The 25,233-nt window shown below is 42.7% G+C and carries 22 protein-coding genes and 1 tRNA gene; all 23 read right to left on the bottom strand.

What is annotated here, in order from left to right; all coding sequences use genetic code 11:
• Window position 1: 1 nt before the first annotated feature.
• Complete coding sequence (locus tag ABT997_RS08910; RefSeq protein ID WP_023027664.1) at window positions 2-931, bottom strand: tagatose-6-phosphate kinase; 930 nt, start codon at window positions 929-931, stop codon at window positions 2-4.
• 11 nt (window positions 932-942) lie between these two features.
• A complete protein-coding gene (gene lacB, locus ABT997_RS08905; RefSeq protein WP_350019186.1) occupies window positions 943-1,458 on the bottom strand; it encodes a galactose-6-phosphate isomerase subunit LacB in 516 nt (171 codons plus the stop codon).
• A 16-nt stretch (window positions 1,459-1,474) separates the two neighbouring features.
• Window positions 1,475-1,900 (bottom strand): galactose-6-phosphate isomerase subunit LacA, encoded by a 426-nt coding sequence (lacA, locus tag ABT997_RS08900; RefSeq protein WP_350019185.1) that lies wholly within the window; start codon window positions 1,898-1,900, stop codon window positions 1,475-1,477.
• A 221-nt stretch (window positions 1,901-2,121) separates the two neighbouring features.
• A complete protein-coding gene (locus ABT997_RS08895) occupies window positions 2,122-2,877 on the bottom strand; it encodes a DeoR/GlpR family DNA-binding transcription regulator (protein WP_350019184.1) in 756 nt (251 codons plus the stop codon).
• 154 nt (window positions 2,878-3,031) lie between these two features.
• Window positions 3,032-3,913, bottom strand: a complete 882-nt coding sequence (locus ABT997_RS08890) for a class II fructose-bisphosphate aldolase (protein ID WP_006595009.1) — start codon at window positions 3,911-3,913, stop codon at window positions 3,032-3,034.
• 177 nt (window positions 3,914-4,090) lie between these two features.
• Window positions 4,091-4,176: transfer RNA gene (locus tag ABT997_RS08885), tRNA-Leu, on the bottom strand.
• A 163-nt stretch (window positions 4,177-4,339) separates the two neighbouring features.
• Window positions 4,340-5,035: a B3/B4 domain-containing protein gene (locus ABT997_RS08880; protein WP_350019183.1), complete on the bottom strand. Its 696-nt coding sequence runs from the start codon at window positions 5,033-5,035 to the stop codon at window positions 4,340-4,342.
• Between the two features lie 258 nt (window positions 5,036-5,293).
• On the bottom strand, window positions 5,294-5,872 hold the full coding sequence (gene rpoE / locus ABT997_RS08875) for a DNA-directed RNA polymerase subunit delta (protein WP_048691524.1): 579 nt from the start codon (window positions 5,870-5,872) through the stop codon (window positions 5,294-5,296).
• Window positions 5,873-6,089: 217 nt separating this feature from the next.
• Window positions 6,090-7,373, bottom strand: coding sequence for a trigger factor (tig, locus tag ABT997_RS08870; protein WP_048717652.1), 1,284 nt, complete (start codon window positions 7,371-7,373; stop codon window positions 6,090-6,092).
• A gap of 219 nt (window positions 7,374-7,592) precedes the next feature.
• Complete coding sequence (locus tag ABT997_RS08865; RefSeq protein ID WP_350019182.1) at window positions 7,593-8,156, bottom strand: TIGR01440 family protein; 564 nt, start codon at window positions 8,154-8,156, stop codon at window positions 7,593-7,595.
• Window positions 8,157-8,159: 3 nt separating this feature from the next.
• Window positions 8,160-8,630, bottom strand: coding sequence for an ECF transporter S component (locus tag ABT997_RS08860; RefSeq protein WP_350019181.1), 471 nt, complete (start codon window positions 8,628-8,630; stop codon window positions 8,160-8,162).
• A complete protein-coding gene (locus ABT997_RS08855) occupies window positions 8,620-9,381 on the bottom strand; it encodes a bifunctional hydroxymethylpyrimidine kinase/phosphomethylpyrimidine kinase (protein ID WP_350019180.1) in 762 nt (253 codons plus the stop codon). Before ABT997_RS08855 ends, ABT997_RS08860 begins: the two co-directional genes overlap by 11 nt.
• Window positions 9,374-10,120 (bottom strand): tRNA pseudouridine(38-40) synthase TruA, encoded by a 747-nt coding sequence (gene truA, locus ABT997_RS08850; protein WP_350019179.1) that lies wholly within the window; start codon window positions 10,118-10,120, stop codon window positions 9,374-9,376. The genes ABT997_RS08855 and truA overlap by 8 nt, the downstream gene beginning before the upstream one ends.
• Window positions 10,121-10,265: 145 nt before the next feature.
• A complete protein-coding gene (locus ABT997_RS08845; protein WP_350019178.1) occupies window positions 10,266-13,826 on the bottom strand; it encodes a family 20 glycosylhydrolase in 3,561 nt (1,186 codons plus the stop codon).
• A 417-nt stretch (window positions 13,827-14,243) separates the two neighbouring features.
• The gene (locus ABT997_RS08840; RefSeq protein WP_223356118.1) at window positions 14,244-15,485 is read right to left on the bottom strand and encodes an aminopeptidase; all 1,242 of its coding nucleotides are present in this window, start codon (window positions 15,483-15,485) and stop codon (window positions 14,244-14,246) included.
• Between the two features lie 18 nt (window positions 15,486-15,503).
• Complete coding sequence (locus ABT997_RS08835) at window positions 15,504-15,653, bottom strand: hypothetical protein (protein ID WP_167470860.1); 150 nt, start codon at window positions 15,651-15,653, stop codon at window positions 15,504-15,506.
• A complete protein-coding gene (locus ABT997_RS08830) occupies window positions 15,650-16,345 on the bottom strand; it encodes a hypothetical protein (protein WP_350019177.1) in 696 nt (231 codons plus the stop codon). Before ABT997_RS08830 ends, ABT997_RS08835 begins: the two co-directional genes overlap by 4 nt.
• A 37-nt stretch (window positions 16,346-16,382) precedes the next feature.
• Window positions 16,383-16,661 (bottom strand): type II toxin-antitoxin system RelE/ParE family toxin, encoded by a 279-nt coding sequence (locus ABT997_RS08825; protein WP_156676704.1) that lies wholly within the window; start codon window positions 16,659-16,661, stop codon window positions 16,383-16,385.
• The gene (locus tag ABT997_RS08820; RefSeq protein ID WP_120701289.1) at window positions 16,654-16,917 is read right to left on the bottom strand and encodes a type II toxin-antitoxin system RelB/DinJ family antitoxin; all 264 of its coding nucleotides are present in this window, start codon (window positions 16,915-16,917) and stop codon (window positions 16,654-16,656) included. The genes ABT997_RS08825 and ABT997_RS08820 overlap by 8 nt, the downstream gene beginning before the upstream one ends.
• Window positions 16,918-17,018: 101 nt before the next feature.
• A complete protein-coding gene (locus tag ABT997_RS08815; protein ID WP_350019176.1) occupies window positions 17,019-18,896 on the bottom strand; it encodes a DUF262 domain-containing protein in 1,878 nt (625 codons plus the stop codon).
• Window positions 18,890-20,200, bottom strand: coding sequence for a DUF262 domain-containing protein (locus ABT997_RS08810; protein WP_350019175.1), 1,311 nt, complete (start codon window positions 20,198-20,200; stop codon window positions 18,890-18,892). The genes ABT997_RS08815 and ABT997_RS08810 overlap by 7 nt, the downstream gene beginning before the upstream one ends.
• Window positions 20,201-20,264: 64 nt before the next feature.
• On the bottom strand, window positions 20,265-20,387 hold the full coding sequence (locus ABT997_RS08805) for a hypothetical protein (protein ID WP_256263241.1): 123 nt from the start codon (window positions 20,385-20,387) through the stop codon (window positions 20,265-20,267).
• A gap of 352 nt (window positions 20,388-20,739) precedes the next feature.
• Window positions 20,740-25,131: a PolC-type DNA polymerase III gene (locus ABT997_RS08800; RefSeq protein ID WP_350019174.1), complete on the bottom strand. Its 4,392-nt coding sequence runs from the start codon at window positions 25,129-25,131 to the stop codon at window positions 20,740-20,742.
• Window positions 25,132-25,233 lie beyond the last annotated feature (102 nt).

Genomic DNA, 25,233 nt, shown 5'->3' with positions numbered 1-25,233 from the left:
CTTATACCTCTTTTACATTTATCTGTTGATACAAATCATCATAGCGATGAATATTGATATGGCCTGTCGTTGCTTCTTGAGCATTCAACATGCCAAGGACATTGGCTTTGGTTAAAAGTGCTTGGTCGTCTTCCTGATGATAGAGAGCTGAGGCAATCCCAGCAACTGTCGAATCACCAGATCCCACTGGATTAACCACTTCAATTTTTGGAATATCCACTTTATAGAAGACATCACCATGTTTGGCAAAGGCACCGTCAGCTCCTAGGGAGACGATGACCCAGTCAATCCCTTTAAACAAGTTAGATTGAAGGACCTCTTTTAATTGATCCAGATCCTTGGTCACCTCGTAGCCCAAGAGTTGAGACAATTCTTCATTATTGGGCTTGATAACCGTTGGTTTAATAGGAGCTGCTAGAGCTTTTTCCAAGGAAACACCTGAACAATCAAGAACAACTGGTTTTCCTGCCTTCTTAGCACGCTCGACTAATTTCACATAATAATCAACTGGTAAACCAGCTGGTAAACTTCCTGAGATAGCAACAACTGCTACATCTGGAAGCAAAGCTTCAAAGTGAGCCAGAAAGGCTTGCCCTTCTTCTTCAGAAACAGACGGACCTTTTTCCAGGATTTCAGTTTGTTGACCTTCGTGAAGAATCGCAATACAATTCCGGGTCTCCCCTTGAATTTCAAAGAATTCTTTGCCGATTTCCTGATCCAGATGGTCCAAGATAAATTGGCCTGTTGAACCACCAATCAGACCAGTCGCTGAGACAGGATCTCCAATCTCTGCTAGGACCCGTGTGACATTGAGTCCCTTACCACCTGCGGTTTTGCTTACCTTGTCAACTCGATTGACCGTATCCAAGTGTAAAGTTTCTAATGGATAGGAAATGTCGATTGAAGGGTTCATGGTTACCGTTAGTATCATAGACTCACCTCTTAGTCGTGGTATTCCCCACGGTCCCATTTTTCAAGGAATTCTGTGAAGAAATCCTCATCTTCTTGATGGTCGTTGTGGGTTTCCAAATGTTGAATCTTGGCAATCAATTTCTTGTTTTCTTCACTTGGTTTGTATTCCGCATGGATGAAGGCTTCAATGATATCACACATGAGCAACTCACCAGTTACTTTCCCACCAAAACCAATCACATTGGCATTGAGTTCTTCTTTAGCATAAAGTGCAGAGGTCATATCGCGGACCAAGGCTGAACGGACACCCGGAACCTTGTTAACCGCGTTGTTAATTCCAACGCCAGTTCCACAGATACATACACCAAGATCTGCTTGACCACTCACTACTGCTTCCCCAACCTTCTTCCCAAAAATTGGATAGTGGGTCCGAGCATGGTCATAGGTTCCGAAGTCAAGGACTTCAAAGCCTTTTGATTTCAAAAATTCAGAAACAGCCATTTTTTCATTTGTGACAATATGGTCACATCCAATTGCAATTTTCATTCGTTTACTCCTCCCCTTAGCACATCTTGTTAAGCATATCGACACGGATTTGGTGGCGACCGCCGTCATACTTACCGTTTACAAAACCTTTGGCAATATTTTTGGCCAATTGATCGCCCACGATTTGAGCCCCCATGGTGATCATGCGAGAATTGTTGTGGCCACGAGTCATGTAAGCGGAACGCTCATCTGAAACTTCTGCGGCAACCATTCCTTTAATTTTAGTCGCTACCATAAATGGACCTGCACCATAAGCATCAATGACAATGCCCAGATTATCTTCTGCTTGTTTGACTTCTTTGGCAACAGCTAAGGTTACATCGACAAAGTCTTGCCCTTCTTCTGTCACGTCCACGACTTGGAAACCTTCCGATTCCAAATATTCTTTGACTACTTCTTTTAAGCGAATACCTGCTGCATCCGCACCAACTACAATTGCCATATGCTTCTCCTTTTTGCATTTCCGTCAACAAAGAAAGTTCTCCTCTTTCTTCATTCGACTTCGTTTTGTTATTCACAAACACAGTATAGCGCTATTTTTGTTTGTTGTCAACCATTTTTGTTTATTTTTTTCATTTTTCTTTATTTTTTATTATTTTTTAGCCCTAAAATGTTTGTAATAAACAAAAAAGAGAGAATCGCTCTCTCTTTTCAGTTTATTATTTATACAATCACACGTGTATATTCCTCTAATTCTTCATGTGCTTTCTCAGATGCATCGTCCGTTATCACCGCAGTTACTTTTTTCAAGGAACAGATAGAGGTAAAGTCTTCCTTGCCAATCTTGGAGGAGTCAATCAGTAGATAGGCTTCGGAAGAACGTTCTAAGGCTAACTTTTGCGTATAGGCTTCTTCAAAAGAAGAGGTCAGAACGCGTCCATCCACAATGCCATTCCCACTAAAAAACATCTTGTGGAAGTACATTCTTTCCATGATAGTGTTCGTTATCTCGCCGACAAAAGCTTGACTGGTTTCTCGAAGCTCCCCTCCTAAGAGGATTACCTTAAAGGTATCACTTTTCTTCTTTAACAACTCTTGGAAAATCGGCAGACAGTTGGTCACCACACGCAATTCCTTATTATTAATGGCTTCGGAAAGAACCTCAACAGAGGTCCCCGGCCCAAGGAAGATACTCTCACCTTCTTTTATCAGTTCGCTAGCTTTCTTCGCTACCTCACGCTTAGCCAGAATATTCTTGAGTAACTTCTCTTCATGGGGAAGCTCTCGTGAAGGGAGGAATTGGTTACTTTTGGCTCCATTTCGAACACGAATAAGGAGCCCTTGCTTTTCCAATTCAATCAAATCCCGACGGACCGTCATATCCGACACCTGCATACTTTCCATGATGTCTTGAACATAAACGGTTCCAGCCTTATTGACCAGATTGATAATCTCATTCAGTCTTTCCTGTTTTTTCATTTCCTACCTACTTGCTTCGTTTTTGTTTATTATAACCTTAAACTGTCAGAATCGCAATCATTTTTTGTTTACAATAAACACTTTTCCAAATAAGAGAACCAAAAAAGGCTTATCCTTACGGATAAACCTCTGGTTAATAACGTTTCAAGCAAGATTAAGCTTTGTTTTCGCTACCAAATACGTCGATACGTTCTTCAACTGAAGCTGTGATTGCTTCGAATCCTGGTTTCAAGAATTTACGTGGGTCGAAGAGTTTCTTCTTGTCGTATTCTGCTTCGTTTGCATCGTATTCACGTACGAATTGACGAGTTGCGTTAGCAAATGCGATTTGGCACTCAGTGTTAACGTTAACTTTCGCAACACCAAGTTTGATAGCTTCTTGGATTTGCTCATCAGGGATACCTGAACCACCGTGCAATACGATTGGGAATCCTGGAAGAGCTTCTGTCAATTTCTTCAAGTGATCAAGGTCAAGACCTTCCCAGTTTGCTGGGTATGGACCGTGGATGTTACCAATACCTGCTGCCAAGAAGTCGATTCCTGTAGCAACCATTGCTTTAGCATCTTCGATTGGTGCTAATTCACCTTTACCAACGATACCGTCTTCTTCACCACCGATTGTACCAACTTCAGCTTCAACTGAGATACCTTTAGCGTGAGCTTTTTCTACAACTTCTTTCGCCAATTTAAGGTTTTCTTCAACTGGAAGGTGTGATCCGTCGAACATGATTGAAGTGTAGCCAACTTCGATACACTCAAGAGCATCTTCATAGTGACCATGGTCCAAGTGGATTGCAACTGGTACAGTGATACCCATTGCTTCAACAAGGTTAGCGATCATGTTGCGAGCTACTTTGTAACCACCCATGTATTTAGCAGCACCCATAGAAGTTTGGATCAAAACTGGAGCTTTTTTAGCTTCTGCTGCACGCAAGATAGCTTGAGTCCACTCAAGGTTGTTTGTGTTAAATCCACCAACTGCGTAACCATTGTCACGAGCTGCTTGGACAAATTTTTCTGCTGAAACGATTGCCATTAGTTGTAGGCCTCCTCTTATTTTTTGTGGTTAAACCACTTACATTGTTTATTTTATCACTTTTTCATTGAAAATGCTAGCTTTTCCTGAACCTTTAAAGCGTTTTCTTCTCTTTCAAGCATTCTTTCTGCTAAATGAACAAGAAAAAAGACAGCCGAAGCTGCCTTGATCATCCGATGCGGAGAGAGGGACTTGAACCCTCACGACCTAAAGCGGTCACAGGATCCTTAGTCCTGCGCGTCTGCCAATTCCGCCATCCCCGCGATTGAGTACCTTACTAGTATATCAATCTTCTACTTTCTTGTCAAGATTTTTTTCAAACTTTTTTCAAACTTTGAACTTTATTAGAGGACAAGAAGAGCATTGGCTCCTTCACTTCACTCGCCTGTTCAGATGTTGACAAATCTTCCTTACTGAAGGGCTTCTTTATGGGACTAGATTTGCCTCACTGGTGGTAACCAGATATTTTTCAAATTCTAAATCAGGCATGCAAGAGGCCAAATCTTCCCTGATTCGATCGAGTGCTTCCAAGCGCATCTCTAAAGAGGTCGCTCGATTCCCCTGGATGATAAAGAGGGCATTGCGGCTAGTCTCCTCCATCTTATAGCCCTCACCATCTCTCACATCTAGCCAGGCCATAATACCCTCTTGATCTCGGTAGACCGGATCGGTTTCACTAACATGCTTTTCTGTTGATAAGATGGGCAAAAAGGTATCCTCTCTTTGACTAATCGTAAACTCGATTGGTCCCTGTATCTTATCCAAATCATGCCCTCCGATGGCTAGAAAGGAACGAAGACATTCAACATTATAGATATCAATCACACTATTGATTGTCGGAAGGAAGCCACGACTTTGGATATTCTTAATCAAAGCAAGAATAGTCGGCGGGTTCTTCTTGACACTTCGCCCCACTTCCTTCAACAATTCCATATAGCCTTGTACAACTGCCTCCTCTTTCACCGAGCTGAGATCACAATTCAAGGCCCAAGCTTCCATCTCCTTCTTTTTAGATAAAAAATCTGCAGATAGGGGAGCTTGCGGATCCACCTGTTTGGCCACTCCAATCACGACCGTCTCAATCCCCAAATCCACCAAACTTTGATCAAGTATCCAGTCCATATGCCCTTCCTCCTTCTACGCTACATCAGTCTTACACCCTTATTATACTCCTCCTTGAAGCGTTCTTCAAGTAAAGAAAGAGAGTGGGACAGAAATCGGTAATTCGTTAGAATTCGATTTCGTCGTCCCACCCCCGCACAGTTGAGTAGGGCTATAAAAGCTGATGAAATCAGCGTAGTAGAGCCCACTCAACCACTGCGTTCGACAATCCAAATAAACATAGAAAGAGGCTAGGAATTTTGTCCCAGCCTCTTTGGATTATTCTTCTTCTTCGTAAGACTCTTCTTCGTCTTCTTCGTCACTTAACTCAACTTCCTCATCCAACTCATCTGGTGAGATTTCATTAATTTCAGCATCATAGGCTTCCACTTCATCCTTCTCATCTTCTGGGTTTTCATCATCGTAAGTAAGCGCTGGATCTGCTTCGTAGACATCTTCGTCTTCTGGATCATCCGCATTGTAATCGATCGCGTCTTCGTCGCCATCCATAAAGGCATTGACACGTTTTTTCTTACGTTTTTTAGGTTCTTCGTCTTCATCTGTTTCTTCAAGAGCGATGATTTCTTCATCTACCTCATCGATCGCATACCATGAGCGAAGTCCCCATTTGTTATCCCCTAGTGGGATAAAGCTTCCATCCACATTCAATTCCGTATAGAATAATGGAAGAGCTTCACGAATTTCACTGTTTGATTTTTCGAGGTAGTTTTGAATTTCATTGACCAGGTCATTGAAATACATTTCATGATCACGGCCACGTGACTCTAAGATCGCACGAGCTACTTCAATCATTGAAAGTTCACTTTTTTCTTGTCCAGCAAATACTTCTAATTCCAAGGTAGATCTCCTTCATTTTTATCTCAAGGCAACACTCTTTTTCATTAAAAAAGAGGATACCCCTAGAATACATCATTTATCGTTACACTCTATTGTACGATAATTTTCCCCTTTCGTCAAAGGAAAATTCCGCGCCAATAAGAAGAGAAAAGCCGGGACACATGGCCTCAGCTTTTCCTCTTATGACTTCTTTCCATCAAGATGGAAGATCATCTTTTTATTTTACTTTCGCAGTGCTTGTGATCACTTCAACAGCTTTCTTCACAGCGATATCGTGTTTCAACATTTCTGGTGAAAGCAAGCTACGAACTTGTTCAACTGGCATGTTGTAGTCTGCTGCCAATTGTTCGATTTCAGCAGTTACTTCTTCGTCAGTTGCTTCGAAACCTTCTGCTTTGGCAACTGCTTCTACGACAAGGTTTGTCTTAGTACGTGCTGCTGCGTCTGCTTCATATTGTTTGTGAAGATCTTCTTGAGTTGTACCAGTGATTTGGAAATACATGTCTGGAGAGATTCCTTGACGTTGCATGTTTCCAAGGAATTCATTTACAGCACGGTGTACTTCTTCATGAATCATTTCTTCTGGAAGGTCAACGATTTCTGCGTTTTCTACTGCAAGGTCAATCGCTGCTGACTCAACTGCATCTTTGTAAGCTTCTTCTTTCGCTTCAGCCAACTCTTTGCGGTATTTTTCTTTCAATTCAGCAAGAGTTTCAACTTCTTCATCGATGTCTTTTGCCAATTCATCGTCAAGAGCTGGTACTTCTTTTGCTTTTACTTCGTGGATCGTTGTCACGAATTTTGCTTCTTTACCTGCAAGGTCAGTTGCTTGGTAGTTTTCTGGGAAAGTTACGATGACATCAACTGTTTCACCAGCTGAGTGTCCAACCAATTGGTCTTCGAAACCTGGGATGAATTGACCTGAACCAAGTCCAAGTGAGAAGTTATCTCCTTTTCCTCCGTCAAACTCAACACCGTCAACAGAACCTACAAAGTCGATCACCACTGTATCACCTTCAGCTGCTGGTCCTTCTTTGATGACCAATTCAGCCAAGTTGTTGCGTTCGCGTTCGATACGTGCATCTACATCTTCATCTGTTACTTCTTTAGAAACTTCTACAGATACTTCAAGGTCTTTGTAAGCACCCAATTTTACTTCTGGTTTTGTAACAACATTTGCTGTCAATGTCCAATCTTGACCTTTTTCCATTGATACAACGTCAAAAGTTGGTTGAGCAACTACTTCAAGTCCTGCTTCTTTTACTGCTGCTTCATAAGCTGCTGGAAGAAGATCGTTCAAAGCATCTTGATAAAGTGATTCTTCACCAAAACGTTGGTTGAAGATCGGACGTGGAAGGTGACCTTTACGGAATCCTGGTACGTTCAAGTTTTTCTTAACAGACTCAAACACGCGGTCTAAAGCTGGTTTAATTTGGTCTTGACTGATGGTAAAAGTCAATACTCCGCGGTTTGTTTCTTTGTTTTCAAATGATACAGACATTCTGTCTCTCCTTAAAATAATATAGTCATTCCTAATAATTTTACCATAAAACTTCGAAAATGCAAGTTTTTGGGCATCCTGGTTTTGTGAAAACTGCTTCTTTTTAGAGAAATATTATAGTGGTTTCTGGAGACCAAAAGATTTTCAATCCCTTTCCAATCTCAAAATTTGTCCCGGAACAAAAAAACCAGTCCATGCCTTGAACTAGTTTCCTTCCTATTAGGATTTTCGAAGTGGATCTTCTTGGTAAGAAGCACGCGCCCCACCGATTAACTTCGGACGACTCGCTAGAGCCGTTACATGAGCACCACCCAGTTCTTTCAAGACTGGACGAACGGGTACTTGCACATGCTTGACATGCATGCCGATAGAGGTATCTCCAATATCCAAACCAGCCTGAGCTGTGATAAATTCAACTTCGACTGGGTCTTTCATATAACCGAAGGCTGCCAACTGTCCGGCACCACCCGCATGGAGGCTCGGTAGTACATTGACGATTTCTAAGTCTTTCTTTTCTGCTAGTTCACGTTCGACCACCAGAGCGCGGTTAAGATGCTCACATCCTTGGACAGCTAAGTAAATCCCTTTGGGAGTTAGGGTATCTAGGATGGTTTTCACAATGACTTGTCCAATCTCTAGGCTTGAGTTCTTCCCGATACTTGCGCCAGCGACTTCACTGGTGGACAGGCCTAATACGAGGATTTGTCCCTGATGCAGATTGGCCTTGGATAAAAGATCCAGCAAAATCTCCTGGGTTTCTCTTTTTATTTGCTCTAACTCCATCCTCTAATTCCCCTTCTTTGGCAAGAAATGGTACAGAGCATATCCCAGAGCCATCCCAACGAAGTTTTGAACCAGATTATGAGGAACCTCTTCAATGGCCGCTACCCAGGTATTTCCTAAAAAGAGCGCTGATGATAGGGCATAGCCGCCTACCATGATAACCGTTCCTAGAAGCAGACCGATGTAACGGGCTTTTCCTTTAAAGCCAGCAAAGTAGCCTTGAGCTCCGTGGAACAAGAGACTAAAGAACATCCATTGAGGATAGCCAGAGAGGAGGTCTAAGAGAAAGGCTCCAAGACCACCGACCACTGCTCCTTCTTTGCGCCCCAGATAAAAGGCGGTAAAATAAACGCCTAAATCCAGCAAGGTCACCATCCCGGTTGGAGTTGGCAACTTGGTGTAATAGCCCAGCACAACTGTCAAGGCGGTTAAAATGGCTAAATGCGCGATTACTTGGGTACGGTTATTGGTCATATTGAACTACTCCATATTGATCTGATTTTTGAATGGCTTGGTAGACGAACGCTTTTGAAGCCTTAACAGCTTCTAACGTTGCCTTCCCTTGAACTAACTGGCTTGCAATGCTAGAGGCAAAGGTACAACCAGCTCCTGTATTATTCTTTTCTAAAACGTCTTCTTCGAAGACCGTAAAGTCTTGGCCATCATAAAAGACATCGATGGCTTTTTCCTTGTTGAGGCGATTGCCCCCTTTGACCACGACAGTCGCTGCTCCCAATTCATGGAGCTTACGAGCAGCCTCCTTCATATCATCGAGCGATTGAATCTTTCTTTGGGTCAAGATCTCAGCCTCTGGTAAATTTGGTGTGATGATGGTCACATAAGGGAAGAACTTGATCAATTCGTCTCGAAGGGCTGACACTTCCACATCATGGGTTTCCTTGCAGACCAAGACAGGATCCAGCACCACAGGGATACCTGCATGGGCTTTGACATAGGTCAGGGCTAAATCTGCCACTTCAACATTTGGCAAGAGGCCGAGTTTAATAGCAGAAAAAGGAACGTCTTTGAGAGAGCTGAGCTGTTGAGCAAAGGTCGTCGGATCCACTGGAATCACTTCAAAACCATGCTCGGTCATAGCGGTCAAACAAGTCACTGCTACAAAACCATGCTGTTTGTTGGTCGTATAGGTCGCAAGGTCTGCGTGAAGACCTCCTCCACTAAAAATATCATTTCCTGAAATAGCTAGAATCAATTCATTACTCATACCGAATCTCCTTTAAATATAAGCCATTTGGCGCTGCTGTCGGACCTGCTAGATTGCGGTCCTTTTTTTCTAAAATCAAGTCAATTTGCTCTACCGGCATTCGTCCATTGCCAATCTTTAGCAAGGTTCCCACCATATTGCGGATTTGCTTGTAGAGAAAGCCATTACCTGAAAAGGTAAAGAGAAGGCGATGATTTGCCCTATCCTCAACCAAGCGAGCCTCTGTAATCGTGCGAACCTTGTCTTCCACACTGGTACCCGAAGCAGTAAATCCAGTGAAATCATGGGTCCCCTCCAACTTTTGGATGGCTGCTTGCATCTTGGCCACATCCAAGGGGTAGGGATAGTGGGTGGCATAGTGGCGCATCATGGGGTTCTTGGGGCGACCATAATCCACGATGAATTCGTAAGTCTTGCTGTGCTTCTTGTAACGTGAGTGAAAGTCATCTGCTACTTGCTCCACCCGGATGAAATCAATATCCTCTGGGGTCTGGGTATCGAGGGCAAAGCGGAGCTTCTCCTCATCCCGTGGCTGAGGGAGATCAAAATGGATGACCTGCCCAAGGGCATGGACGCCTGCATCCGTCCGGCCCGCGCCATGGATGGTCACGGGATTTCCTTGATTCAGACGCATTAAGGTCTTCTCGATTTCTTCTTGTACACTACGGGCAAGCGGTTGGCGTTGGAAACCTGCAAATAGCGTTCCATCGTAAGAAATAGTTGCTTTGTATCGTGTCATGTTTTTATTTTATCAAGTTCATCAAAGCTGAACAAGGCAGAAAAGCTATGACTGTCCGGGTACAGTTTTGAAGTCAAAAAAAGAACCAAGTCTTTCCTTTTCCATCTCTGGAAAATAGAAAAACTTAGTTCAATCGGGGGGCTGATTAGTCTTCTTTCCGTCCTTTGAGACCCATACCTGTTGCACCAAGAACAGCTCCAAGTAAGGCCAAACCTAAGATAGACTCTTGTCCAGTCTCAGGAAGTTGATGGCTAGACGGTGTTTGGTCTTGCACCGGTGCTGGCTTAGCCTCTTCCACTGGTTTTTGTTCTGAAGAGACTGGAGCTGGTTGAGCATTCACAAGTGGCTTCACTTCAGGAGCTACTGGTCTTACTTGATGATGACTTCCTAGATCGACTTGAGGTAAGTCTGGTTGAGGACTTGGACCATCCTGTAAACCTGGAGTCGGAGTGATCACTTCTGCCTCCTTGGTGCCCACTTCCACAATCTCAGAAACAGCTTCTTTCGAAACTTCTGTTCCTACCACTTGGCGGCTCTTATCAAGAGCAGAGACCGCAACAAATTCACGATTCTGGCCTTTGACACCTGCTTGAACCACTTTTCGTTCACCCTTGGCCAAGTCTGGATTCGTACGTTCGACGACTTCAAAATCTAGTTCTTTTTCAACGATTTCCAAGCTTGGTTTGTCTTCTACCAAGGCTCTGACATCATTTTCTTCTTGACTTCCCACTTGGGTGATTGGTTTCAACTGGCTGAGAGCTTGCGTTAGGCTTGTCACTTGCTCATCTACCTTTTCTTGATGGGCACGACTGACAGTCCAGTTCAATGTATCCAAGACTTTTGCAAGAGCTGAACGAGATTCCTCTGTATAGATGGAAAGATCTGTTGGAACGCTTGCAAGGGCCGCACGAAGGGCTGTATAGTTAGCTTTGAAATAGTCTTTGTTATGGTTGGCAAATGCTTCCATGACCTGGAAGACTTCTTCTTCCTTGTATTCATTGGCCGGTTCATCTGCCCAGATTCCCAACATACTTCCGGACACCGGTAATTTCACATCAGGGTATTTGGTTGAAGCTAATTGTTCAAATGGAACAGTTTCTGAATGTTGGATAGCTTTATCGAGTGGATAGCTTTGATCTCCCCTGTGGCCCAAAACATAGTACCAGTCACCGTTGGTATTGAGGAATTTGTAGCCCTTGTCTGCTAGGTACTGTGGTGATGCGAGGTTATAGCCCCACCATCCTTTAGACCAGTAAGAAATCAAGACATCCTTGTCAAAGGCAACATCATCTTCGTCTCCATAGTAGAAGCCATCGTTAAAGGCCATTGGTTGCAGACCTTTTTCGCGAGCCATAGCTGCGAGACTATTGGAATAGTCCGCAAACTTACCATAGAGCTCATACCATTTGAGATAGTACCAGCCTTGGGCATTGGTGGCATCATTGGCATATTCGTCTGTTCCATAGTTAAAGATCTTAGACTTGCCTTTGAAATTGTCCATGTACTTGCCAATTAGAGCCTTGGTAAAGTTGACGGCTTCTTCGTTGGTTAGATCCATGGTTGTCTTGGAAACTGTATCAAAGGTTGCTTGTGGATGTTCGATACCCAGTTTTTCCATCGCTACCAAGATGGCATCCATATGACCTGGACTATTGACTGCCGGGATTAAGCCAATCCCTTTTGAGCTAGCATAAGCCAGTAACTCATCCATTTCTGCTTGGGTCAAAGCTTGACCATTTGGATCGTCATAGTAGGCCTTGGTACCTTCGAGAAGCGCCTGTTTTACGTCATCGCTGGCATAAGTCTTGCCATTGGCTTCAACCGTCATATCATCGAGTACGAAGCGCATGCCATCATTTCCGACAAGGAGGTGCAAGTCAGAATATCCCAGCTCACTGGCCTTATCCACGATTCGTTTCAACTGATCCAGCGAGAAGTATTTGCGTCCTGCGTCAATGGAAATTACCTTGCTCTTGGCTAGTTTTTCAGCAGCTTCCTTGTCTGCCAACTCTTTGGCATAGCTTTCTGTATGGACTAAGGCCTCTTGAGCGGCTTTGAGAGAAGCAATCAGTTCTTTAGCTTCTGCTCGTGTCGTTTCTGCTCCCACTCCTTCTAGTGCCTCTTTTGCTGCTGTAAAGGCTACTAGCGATTCTGGAGTGTAATGGTCCAAATCAGTTGGAGCTTCCGCAAGAGCTTTTTCGACGATTTCAGGGTCCGCTACAAAGTAGTCTGCGTTCTTATCCGCAAAAGCCTGCATGAGCTTGAAGAGAAGCTCTTTTTTGTAGGTTGCAGATGGCGTATCTGCCCAGGCAGCTACCATCCCACCGATAAATGGAACCTTAGCCCCATCATTCTTTTGAACAACATCAATCGCTGATTTAGAAATCCCTTCGAGACCTTGATCGAGATTGTACCAACCTGATCCAGCCTTATCCCGACCGAGAACATAGTACCAAGCATCATTGGTATTTAGGATTTGATGGCCTAGTTCAGACAAGAATTTTGAAGAAGCCACATCATAGCCGTTCCAACCACCTGTCCAGTAGGAAACAATGATATCTTTATCAAAGGTTCCGTAGGAGGTGTCGCCATTGTAGTAGATACCGTCGTTGAAGGCCATTGGTTTCATCTTGTGTTTTTTCACAATAGCCGCTAGATCATTGGCATATTGGATGAATTTTTCGTAGCCTTTATCTGGATAGCCTTCATCTGGCCAATGCTTGCTAGCTTGGAGAACCTGCCAACCATGAGCATCCGTTGCATCATTGGCATATTCGTCCAAACCTATGTTAAAGATGTCTGTCTTGCCACTGAAATAAGCCGCATACTTGTCCACCAAGGCTTTGGTGAAATCTAAGGCTTTTTGGTTGTCTAAATCAACGGTCCGTTCTGACTTTTTCGTGCCAAAGTAATTAAAGTGAGGGTTTTCGATCCCTAATTGCTCCATAGCGGTTAGGATTGCATCCATGTGCCCTGGGCTATTAATTGTTGGAATCACGCCTATATTCTTGGATTTGGCATAAGCCAAAATGTCATCCATTTGAGCCTGCGTCAAGGCTGTTCCATTAGGATCGTCATAGTAAGCTTTGGTTCCTTTTTCAACTGCCTCTTTGACCGCTTGACTTGAGTAGGATGCATCTCCTGCTTGCAAGGACATGTCATCAAGGACAAAGCGCAAACCATCATTTCCCACTAAGAGATGTAAATCGGTATAACCTGTCTTGCTGGCTTCATCAATGATTTCCTTGATTTGATCAGGTGAGAAGTACTTGCGACCCGCATCGATAGAGATGACCTTTTTCTTGGCCAATTTTTCTTCTTGCTCTGGATCTTTAGCGGGTGTTTCAGTCGTTGCTGTTACTGGTTGAGCTGCTCCATCAGCTTCTGTGACAGAGATCGCTTCTTCACGAATCAAGCGATCAAGATCAGATGCGCGCAATTCTCGATCAGGTAAGGTCGGTTGACTTTGATCAACGATTGGAGCAGGAACAATTGGTTTTTCTACTACCGGCTGAGCAGCTTCCTCCGTAGCGGAGAGAGGCAAGTCTCCTTCACTTGGCTGTGTCGGTAGAGTCGTTGCAGAGCTTTCTGTAACGCTTGGCGTATCTGCTGCTACAACTTGACCGCTAGCAAAAAAGCCAACTAGTACCGAAGCAACTCCTACAGCATACTTGCGAATAGCATAACGTGGTTGATGTGATTTCATCAGGACCTCCTAAAATTTGTTGTGTGTAAACGCTTACTTCCAGTCTATCTAGAAAGCAGGCCCTCGTCAAGCCTTCTTTGAAAGGTTCTTTAATTAAGAGAAGAAGCTATAAAATTTTATCCCTATATTTCATTAAAACTAGCGGACAAAAAAGAGCTTGGCTCTTAAAACCAAACTCTTTATTGATGTATTCTAAAAACAAAGGCTCTGAGTACCTGATTTCTGTCTCTCGGAGCAGTGGTTGATTGCTCAAAACACTATTTTGAGCTGGCAGATAGGGATTGCGTAGCAAGGCCCTTCCTCATAAACTGTGCGGGGGGACTAAAAAGGTCCTGTGGACCTTTTTTGCCTGAGCCTTAAAACCGAAAAGCGAAGTAGAAATCAAACTCTTCGAGTTACTGATTTCTGTCCTGCTCCCTATATTGCCCAATCTCCGTTGCGGAAGACTGGGACGCGGGTGCCGTCTTCTCGGATACCGTCGATATCCATTTGGCTTGAGCCAATCATGAAGTCAACGTGGACGTCTGAGCGGTTGAGCCCGGCTGCTTCGAGTTCTTCTTCTGTGAATTCTGCACCACCTTCTACGCTGGTGGCATAGGCTGCCCCGATGGCCAAGTGGTTAGAGGCATTTTCATCAAAGAGAGTGTTAAAGAAGGTAATGCCTGATTGGGAAATTGGGCTTGGGTCTGGTACGAGGGCACATTCACCCAAGGCACGCGCTCCCTTGTTTTTGAAGACCAAATCTTTCATGACTTGATCGCCCTTTTCAGCTGTGATATCCACAATTTCTCCATTTTCAAAGGTCACTTTGATGCCTTCAATGATGTTCCCATTGTAGCTAAGCGGTTTTGTAGAAGTGACATATCCTTCTGCACGACGGAAGTCAGGAGCTGTGAAGACCTCTTCTGTCGGCATGTTTGGCAAGAAACCTTCGCCTTGGGCATTGATGGCTCCAGCAGATTCCCAGACGTGGTTTTTTGGCAAGCCAAGGGTCAAATCGGTTCCTGGTGCCGTGTAATGAAGGGCTGAGAATTGTTCTTTATTAAGTGTATCTGCCTTGCTCTTCAAAATAGCAGCGTGCTCTTCCCAAGCCTTGACTGGATCTTCTTCGTACACCCGGCAGGTCTTGAAGATTTGATCCCAAAGGAGATCCACTGCTTCTTCGTCGCTCGCCGCATTTGGGAAGACCTTTTTCGCCCATTCTAAACCAGCTGCTGCAGCAACGGTCCAGCTAACCTTGTTGGATTGAGTAGCGATGCGCATTGGTTTCATGGCCATTCCCAAAGCCTTGGCAGAAGCAGAAAGTTTCTCTGCATCAACGCCGTTCAAGGCACCTGGATCAGAAGAACGGACACCCAAACGACTCGCCTTGTGTTCCAAGAGGTAGTTCATCTCTGCAATCTTGTAGTCAGGCACGTTGTCCAAGCGATCCATCGGTGCATGGAGGAATTTTTCCCGGGTAGTAAAATCATCTGCCCATTGGACAATGACTTCGTGTGCCCCCAAGGCATAAGCTTCCTTCACGATTAGGTGGGCCAATTCTCTTTGTTCCACATCGATGTTCAAAGCCAAGGTATGGCCAGGTTGCACATTGATGCCGTTCGCCACCAACAATTTCGCGTATTTTTCTAAGTTTTCTTTAAAATTTGGTAAAACCATGTTCAATCCTTTTCTATATTAATCCTTTAAGAGTGACAAGAGGTTTGCTACCACGACAGTGGCGCAGACCAGGCCAGTTACTTTTAAAATGGTATCAGTATCTAGCTCTAATTGATAATTAAATGTTTTTTGAGCAGGTTTATCCTCTGCAAATATTTTTACTCTCATCGTTCTATTCCTTGCTTAGCATCCTCCTCACCTAGATAAAGCCCTCGTGCCTCTGGACTATTGGTAAGAATATCGAGATAAGTTTCATAATCATCAGACAGAGGCTTTCCCAAAGAGATATCTAGCTCTGGATTCACATTTTTCCCGTAGAGAAAGCAGAGATAAAGACGTTCATTGAGCGTCGGAAAGACTTCAAGTGACATGAGCTCAGCCTGACCGACCCGCTCCCAATCTTGCTCTTGGATGTCTGGTAGGATATAGGCTTGGAAGAGGCCCATTAGAGGATTATCCTCTGGTAGGCCACTTTCCTTATCCGCCCGAACCAAGGAAAGCCGTTGGCCAAAACCAGCTACTTGGCGCTCCCGTCCCTTCACCGAAACCGTAATCGGATGCCCTCCCATATGGCTATAAATCCATTCTTTAGGCAGCCGATAATCTAAGAGAGGGTCAAGATCTTTGACAATCGTTACAGGACTAGAGCGTAGAAACTGACGAGTGACTGCTTTACAAAAGAGAATATTCTCCTCTTTCAAGGTCACTCCCTTCCAGCTATTTTCCTGCTTGAAATGGTTAAAAAACACCAGATAGGGCTCTCGCACCATTTGCGCTAAGACATAGACACCATTTCGTAAGCGAATGGAAATGACTTTCCCTGACTTCCAAGGCGTTGCTCTTTTTTTCTTTTCTATCATTAGCCAACCTCAAACCGAGCGAGGATCGTTGAATCCATCAGAACAAATCACTATGACTTCCTGTCCTCAGCAAGTTTAAAATCAATTCATCCTTGTCCACTTTATACACCAAAAGCCAATCCGGCTGAATATGACACTCACGAACATCTTGAAAATGCTTGGAGTTTGTCAGTTGATGGTCACGATATCTGACAGGAAGTTCTTTTTCTTGAATCAGAAAATGCAAGACTTCTTCTAACAAATCTTCCTTCAATCCACGCTTCATTGCCAACTTAAAATCTTTTTTAAACTGTTTATGATAGCGAATCTTAAGCACGCAAGTCCTCCATCAAGTCTGAGACAGATTCAAAAGACCGACTCATATTCCGGTTTTGTTCTACATCCGTGACCACTTGAAGCAATTTCCTGTTTTCATCTATCTTAACATCAAACGGTAGACCCTGATATTGAATAGCCTGACGGAGGAAAATGTTGATGGCTGTAGTCATATCCATCCCTAAATGGTTAAAAACCTGTTGAGCCTGCTCCTTGACCTCACTATCCAAACGAATACTCATACTCGTCTTTGACATATTCTCACCTTCTTTCTATTGATTATTGTAACAAAAAAGAAGGTTATTGTAAATCTATTGGATATACAATAGCCTTTTGAAATTAATGATCGAGGCAATTCTTATGACTTACTTTCTATGAATCTTTTGACCATAGGTAAAATTTCTTTTTCAAGTCCTTTTATTTGATATGATTCCCATTTAGTTTTTTCTGTTATATTAGCCATTATTTGTAACTTTAGACTCTGACGATCAAAAATTCCTTCCCACTGTTTATATTTTGCACTCGGGACTAAATTTCCAAATTTTGAATTTTGACTATCTGTAATGATACAAAGGTTCCCAAAAGAGTGTAAGAATTGATCATCCATTTTCTCAACTTTTTCATCACTATTTGGATGTTGTGGGAACCAATGCTCTATGGAACGACGATAAGCAAATTTGAAATGATCAAATTTAACACCTTTATACTTCCTTCCTAACTCTTCACGATTTTTCCATAAGATGTAATCAATAAAATTAAATGCATAAACAGGAATGTCACCATATTTCTTAATAATATCTTCCTCGGTGAACAATCTTCCCTCAGCATATCTCACAGCCATTTTTTCAAGAAAATCCTTAAATCGAATAGCAAATTCTTGATCATTTAGTTCCTCAATATTCTCGAAGAGGAATTGCAAAATTTCATATAACCAACGACTATCACGATTGGCTGTGAAAGTCACAGCAAACATAGATTGAAGAAGAATAATGTTTTGGTTAATTTCCGAATCTGAAAATGTATTCTTAGTAAAGCGTTCTTCAACTATGTAATGCTCTTTCGCTTTTCCGTTAGGTTGATATTCATAATAAGTTCCCTTCTGCAAAAACCATTCATCCTTATTTCTGCTTGAAGAATCCATATTTGAATTTCTAACGATGTAATTATCAAAAATATGTTTTATTTTAAGAAGAAATTCACTGAATTCAATAATCCAAGTCTTATTTTTATTTTTTATATCAAATAGAGTTAAGAGTTTCTTATCATCTAACTGAACCTCACTGGTATCCTTACCTTCCCAAATTGCCAATACATGGAGTAAAAACGTCGGAAAATCAATAACTTGGGTATAGTCACCAAAATCTTTTTCTGATTCTGTAATTTTTTCATTGACCTTTATTCCTAATATATCTGATAACTTTCTTCTTTCATTTTGATAAAAATCAATGTCATCATAAATATTATGAAAGGAGTAATTTGAAAAGTGCCATCCGAAAATACGTTCACGCTCCTGAAAATTATCTGCCCTCTTCCGCCTCATCTTAAATTGACTTGCTACTGGCTTATCAAACTCTGCGCAAGCATCCCAGATTCTTGCAAACTTTTGAGCCATTTCTTGATCTATACCGAACTTAGCCATCATTTGCGCCTTAAGAATCTCATGAGCCTCTAGTTGTTCTCCTCGAGAATTGAAACGTTCGAAATAAAGATTCAAATCTAAATCTTTAGGAAGAATACTACGAAAAATGATGACTTTATTAAAAAGATAATCAACGAAGGGCTGAGGTTCAAGTTGGCGCTCTCCTAGCACTTTTTTCAAGGCATCTTTAGCATGTCTGTAACCTCTAGTTAATTCATTTTCATCGTCCTCAGAAATTTTTTCATTGATAAATAGTTTTTGAATATTATCGTTTGATTTCTTCCGAGCTGGGAAGGTAAGATTGACAGCTTTCAATCTATCAAAACCAAACTCATGCTTCAAAGCTAAGGCAATCAAATTAAGTGCTGTTGTCCGTTGTTGCCCATCTATTATTTTGAAAAGATCATTCTCTTCATTAACAACTAATGTTCCAATATAATAATTGTCTCTCTTTTCTTGAAAAGCATCTGCCACATCGTTCAATAATTGTTCAATTTCATCATAAGTCCAAGCAAAATTTCTCTGATAAAGAGGAATAGCATAGGTATCTTCATTTAACAAACGGTTAACGGATAAGCTTATATGTGTTTCTACCATTTATCTTTTTCCTCTTCTATAATTTGTTCCATCGTATAATTTTCAAATAATTCTCTATCTATCTTAACCATGAAATCATTCGGAGTCACAGCATGGGCTAAAACTTGAAATAGTTTTTGAACTTCTCTTTGTCTGAACTTCCCGCCTGCAGCGTAGTTTCCTACAGTAGCGTCATATATGGCTCGAGACTTCACACGGGGGTAGTAAGCCCAAATAAACAAGGTTTCTACTATTTCCTTTGATAGCTTATCTTTTCCAAATCTCTCCGCAAAGAGAGAACAAATGTTTAGAAACAGATTGTGGCACTTGCGATAGCGCCCCTTTGAACTATTGTAAATTTTTAACATACCTTCAGGGTAATCTGAACCATTTTCTTCACTCTTAGGATCATTAAAAATTCCTAACTGTTTATTTAAAACATCTATATGATCTTTAATCATTTGATGAACAGATTCAATATATTCAAAAAATTTGCTTCCATCTATGATTGGCATAGTAATTGACATAGGGAAGTTTTCAATATGACGATATAATTCTAGGTATGGAAAATTCTGATTTAAATCAACACCTTTAAAATCGTCAATAAAATCTTCTGTAAAACGCAGATAAGAACCATAACGCTTGTTAGTTAGTCCTGTTTCTCCCCTAGACCAACGTCTCATACGGAAAAGATGCTTATCAAATAAATCTTTCAGACTTAAATCGTCATCTTCCACAAACTGCTCCCATTTCTCAACAATTTTTTCATCTTCTGAGTCTTGTTGACGCAGATGATAGGCTTTGAGTAAATCATGAGGTTCTAAAGATTTTCCACGATTATTCTGAGAATCAAATAATTGAAAGGCTTCTGCCAAACGTTCCTCTGGCATGATGATACAAGAAATAGAACAATTTTCCAATAAAAATTCGCAAATATCTTTTGCCTGGCTTGTACCAACCAATTGAGTTAAATTTTCCCACTCGTTATAATTTTCGCTTGCATGATAGCAGGATATCTCTCCAAATTCAGCACCTAAAAGTTGATTAGCACCTTCATAATTCTCTAATTTCTCTAATAAATGAAGAAATAAAGAAATAGAAATTAGCCGTTGTTGCCCATCTACAATATCTAAGTATCCATTATTATCATGCAAGATAACAGAGCCAACTTGATATTCCTTTTTTTCCATAGCATCTCGTAAATCATAAAAAAGATTACGGATATGCTTTCTGTTCCACTTATAAGGTCTTTGATAAGAAGGAATCCGCAAATTACCTTCTTTCAATAGTTCTCCAACCTTTTTAGAAGTAAATTGAATACCCATTTCATCCGCCTTTATTGTATTTTAAAAAAACTACAAATTCATATGAATCTATAGTTAAGAGTAGCTAATTCTTTGGAATAACACTTGTATTAGGAATATTTTTTGAATACTGCTCTGCTGCTTCCTTTGTCCAAAATCCTTGTGCAATCATATTACCAAACTGATCAATAACAATCCATTCAGTCATATCTACGCCTCCTTCCAACTTTTTTAATCATATATTAATCATTTATTATCAGAGATAGTATAGCATGTACAAACTATGAAATCAATATTATATAGAAAGAACATAATATTATTTTTCTCAATTTAAAATCAACTGCAATAAACTCTCTCTATTTGAGCATACAAGTATAGAAAAATAGGAGTAAGGCAGTACGATTTTTAGTAAATTTCGTTCTGTCCTACTCCTGAAAAGATAATGTAACATTCTTCCAAACTTAGAAAATGAACAATTCAATAAATTAGTTACTTCATCATGTAATTATGACTTTTGTTCATCTAAGATTGATAACTTTTGAATAAAAATCATTTATCTATCAAAACAAATCATCAAAGAGACTGAGCTGGTTGTCTTCTGGCATATTACCAAGGATTCCCATCTCGTCCATCTTTTCTACCAAGGTTGAGGAGACGCCTCCACGTTTGCGCAACTCTGTTTTAGAAAGGAATTCTCCTTCTTTGCGAGCTCGTACAATCTGCTTGGCTACGTTCTCTCCCAATCCATCCATGGCGACAAATGGTGGGATAAGGGTGTCTCCATCGATGATGAATTCCGTCGCATCACTGCGGTAGAGGTCTAGCTTCCCAAACTTGAAGCCACGCTCCCACATCTCATTGACAATTTCAAGAGTGGTGTAGAGGTCGATTTCCACATTGGAAGCTTCGTTGTTCTTACGTTTTTCAGCAATCTCCTTCATCCGCGCTTTCACGGCTTCTAGGCCTGCACCCATGGTCTTGATATCAAAAGCCTTAGCCCGAATAGAGAAGTAAGCACAGTAATAGTAGAGAGGATGGTGCACTTTGAAGTAAGCTACCCGTAAGGCCATCATAACGTAGGCTGCCGCATGGGCTTTGGGGAACATATACTTGATTTTTCCACAAGACTCGATGTACCATTCAGGGACGTTGTTAGCCTTCATAGCCTCGATATAGCCATTGCGCTCCTCTTCAGGAATCTTGAGCCACATGCCTTTCCGCACCCGCTCCATGATGGTAAAGGCCATTTTTGGATCTAGGCCAGCGTGCATGAGGTAAACCATGATGTCATCCCGACATCCGATAACGGTCGATAGGTCGGCAATTCCCGCCTTGATCAAGTCTTGGGCATTTCCCAACCATACATCGGTACCGTGAGACAAACCAGAAAGCTGGAGCAACTCGGCAAAGGTCGTCGGATGGGTTTCATCCACCATTCCCCGAACAAAGTTGGTCCCAAACTCTGGGATACCCAGCATACCGGTTGAGGTACCAATTTGCTCTGGTGTGACTCCTAAGATATCAGTTCCTGAGAAGAGAGCCATGACACCAGGATCATCCATAGGAATATCGTTTGGATCAATGCCTGATAAGTCCTGAAGTTTGCGAATCATGGTCGGATCATCGTGTCCCAGGACATCGAGCTTGAGGACGTTCTCATCGATATCGTGGAAGTTAAAGTGAGTGGTTTGCCATTCGGCTGTCACATCATCTGCTGGATACTGAACAGGGGTGAAGTCATAGACATCCATGTAGTTAGGAATAACAACGATTCCCCCTGGGTGCTGACCGGTCGTCCGTTTGACCCCAGCGGCACCTTGGGCCAGACGTTCTACCTCTGCATCCCGGTAGTACTTGCCAAAATCACGCTCATAGCCCTTGACAAACCCATAGGCTGTCTTGGCCGCAACCGTACCTACTGTTCCTGCCCGGAAGGCGTATTCTTCCCCAAAAATATCACGGACATCCAAGTGGGCACTCGGCTGGTCTTCCCCTGAGAAGTTCAAATCGATATCGGGTACCTTGTCCCCATCAAAACCAAGGAAGGTCTCGAACGGAATATCTTGGCCGTTTTTGCTAAGCTGGTGTCCACAGTTTGGACAGTCCTTATTGGGCATATCAAAGCCTGAACCATAAGAACCATCCGTGATAAACTCACTGTACTGACACTGACCACAGACATAGTGAGGCGAGAGCGGATTGACCTCGGTAATCCCAATCATGGTCGCTACGAAACTGGATCCGACGGATCCCCGTGAACCCACCAAGTAACCCCGTTCATTGGAGCGATGCACCAAGAGTTGGGAAGCCAGATAGATCACGGCGAAGCCATTCCCCAGGATAGAGGTCAATTCTTTTTCAATCCGTAAATCAACAATATCAGGTAGCGGATTGCCATAGATTTCAAATGCCTTCTGATAAGTCAATTCGGCAACTGTTTCTTCGGCCTTGTCAATAAATGGGGTATACAAGTCTCCTTTAACCACTTCAACGGGTTCAAAGATTTCTGCCAGAGCATTGGTATTTTCAATGACCAATTTTCGTGCTAAATCTTCTCCTAGAAAGGCAAATTCATCCAGCATTTCATTGGTTGTGCGGAAATGGGCTTTTGGCAGGGGTGCTGGTTGAGCGTTTTCTCCATGGCCGATAGTCCGGTTGATGATAGCCCCTTGCCCGAGACTGCGGACAATGATTTCTCGATAGATCTCATCCTCGGGCTCAAGGTAGTGGACATTTCCTGTCGCTAGGACTGGCTTGCCAAGGCGATCTCCCACCTCAATCAAACTCTTGATGATGGTCTGGAGCTCATCCATATCCTTAACCTGCTCTTTGGCAATGAGGGGCGCATAAATGGCTGGAGGCATCACCTCAATAAAGTCATAATACTTGGCTACTTCTACTGCGGCGTCAACTCCTTGAGAGACGACCGCATCAAAGACCTCTCCTTCAGAACAAGCCGATCCCAGGATCAACCCTTCCCGATGGGCATCTAAAACTGTCCGGGGAATCCGAGGAACGCCCTCAAAATATTGAGTATTGGAAAGAGAGACCAATTTGAACATATTTTTCAAGCCGTTTTGGTTCTTGACATAGATGGTTGCGTGTTTGACCCGTGCCTTTTTGTAGGAATCCGGACTAATTAGATCCAAATTCAGCTTAGCTAAATTAGTCACGCCATGTTTTTCGGCTACATCCTTGATAAAGATGAAGAGCAAGCGGCCCGTCGCTTCCGCATCATAGTTGGCCATGTGGTGGTGTTCCAAGGCAACCCCAAACCGCTTGGTCAAAGGCCCCAAACCATGACGCTTGTACTCTGGATAGAGGTTCCGAGCAAACTCTAGTGTATCAATTACTGGCTGAGTGATTTTGGGAAGGCCATGACGCTCATAGTTGGCATTCATGAAGCCCACGTCAAAAGTGGCATTATGGGCAACCAAAACCGCATCCTGACAGAATTCCTGGAACTCCTCCAAGACCTGTTTCAAAGGTTTGGCATTGCGAACATGATCATCGGTAATACCTGTCAGGTCCGTTGTAAAGGCGGAAATGGGATGCCCTGGATTGATGAACTCATCGAATTCGGCAATAATATTGCCCTTGTGCATTTTAGAAGCGGCAACCTGAATCAGGTCATTGTAAATCGCTGAGAGTCCTGTCGTTTCCACGTCAAAAACCACATAGGTTGCTTCATGAAGGTCTAAATCAACTTCATTGTAAGTAATCGGCACGCGGTCTTCGACAATATTGGCTTCCATCCCATAGATAAGTTGGATACCAGCCTTTTTAGCCGCCTTATAACCATGAGGGAAGGACTGCACATTGCCGTGATCGGTAATGGCAAGAGCCTTGTGGCCCCATTTGGCTGCTTTTGCGACTAACTCCTCTACCTCAGGTAGGGCATCCATGGTCGACATATTGGTATGGGCATGGAACTCGACCCGACGCTCACCTTCTGGCATCAGATCCTTGCGCTCATAGTGGACCACTTCTTGAACATCCTGGACATTCATGGTCAAATCTCGTGTAAAGTTATTGACCTCGATATTCCCACGGACCCGTAACCAAGAGTTTTTCTTGATCATGTCAAACTTCTGAGCTTCTTCTTCGTTTTTAGCCCATTTTTGAAGCGAAAAACTGGAAGTATAGTCGGTCATCTTGAAATTGATCAAGACCCGACCTGTCCGAGTCACCTTTTGCTCAACATCAAAGACCACTCCTTCAAAGACAATGCGGTTCTCTTCTGTCGTGATATCGATCATAGGAGTGACCTCTGCCTTATCCAGCTTGGGCTTAGCCGCAGCCTTTTTGGCCTTGAAATCAAAGGCTGGTTTTTCCTCTGCGGGTGGTGGGGCCATTTGAGACAAGGACTCCATGGCCCGCAGAGTTTCTTCGTTAGCTGCTTGGAAGATTTGATCCTTCTCAGCCTCGAAGGCTTGCTGGAGTTCTTCTGTCAACTGGTCATCCGACTCGACCCGACACTGGAAATGAGGAAAACCAAACTTGGTCAATTGACTCGAAAGATTAGGCAGATGGTTTTTCCGGTGGTGCTCCGTATCCACAGATGAAGGGCCACTAATGATCAACTCTTCTCCTTGAGAGCGGACTTGTAGGTGCTGATACATGCTCTTAAAGCCCTGACTCGCACAGGGACCATCTTCAAAAGCCTCCTGATAATAGGCTTGCAAGAGCTCCTCACTAAAAGTTGGATTCTTTACCTGAATCTCAAACACCGCTCGATTTCCTGTCTTTGAAAACTCCTCAGCCAAGCGGTTTTTGAGCTCCTGAAAAATCGTGATGGGAAGAATTTCGGCAAAAACAAAACGAAATTCCCAAACACGACTGAGCTTATGGACGATGACCTCTTGGATTTCAGCCCCTTCAAAAGCGTCTGATTCACGCATTTCCAAAGGCATTCCCAACTGATTCATTAAGATTTCAAACTTGTTTGACATGATATTTCCTCGTACAGTAGTGACCCTATTTTACCATAAATCGGCCTGTTTTTCGACAGAAAAAGAATGGAGCCAGATGCGAGCTCCTACACAATTAGCGAG

Source organism: Streptococcus australis, assembly GCF_040226615.1.
GTDB lineage: Bacteria > Bacillota > Bacilli > Lactobacillales > Streptococcaceae > Streptococcus > Streptococcus australis_E.
The sequence above is the reverse complement of the archived record's forward strand: the minus strand, read 5'-3'. Positions and strand labels throughout refer to the sequence as shown.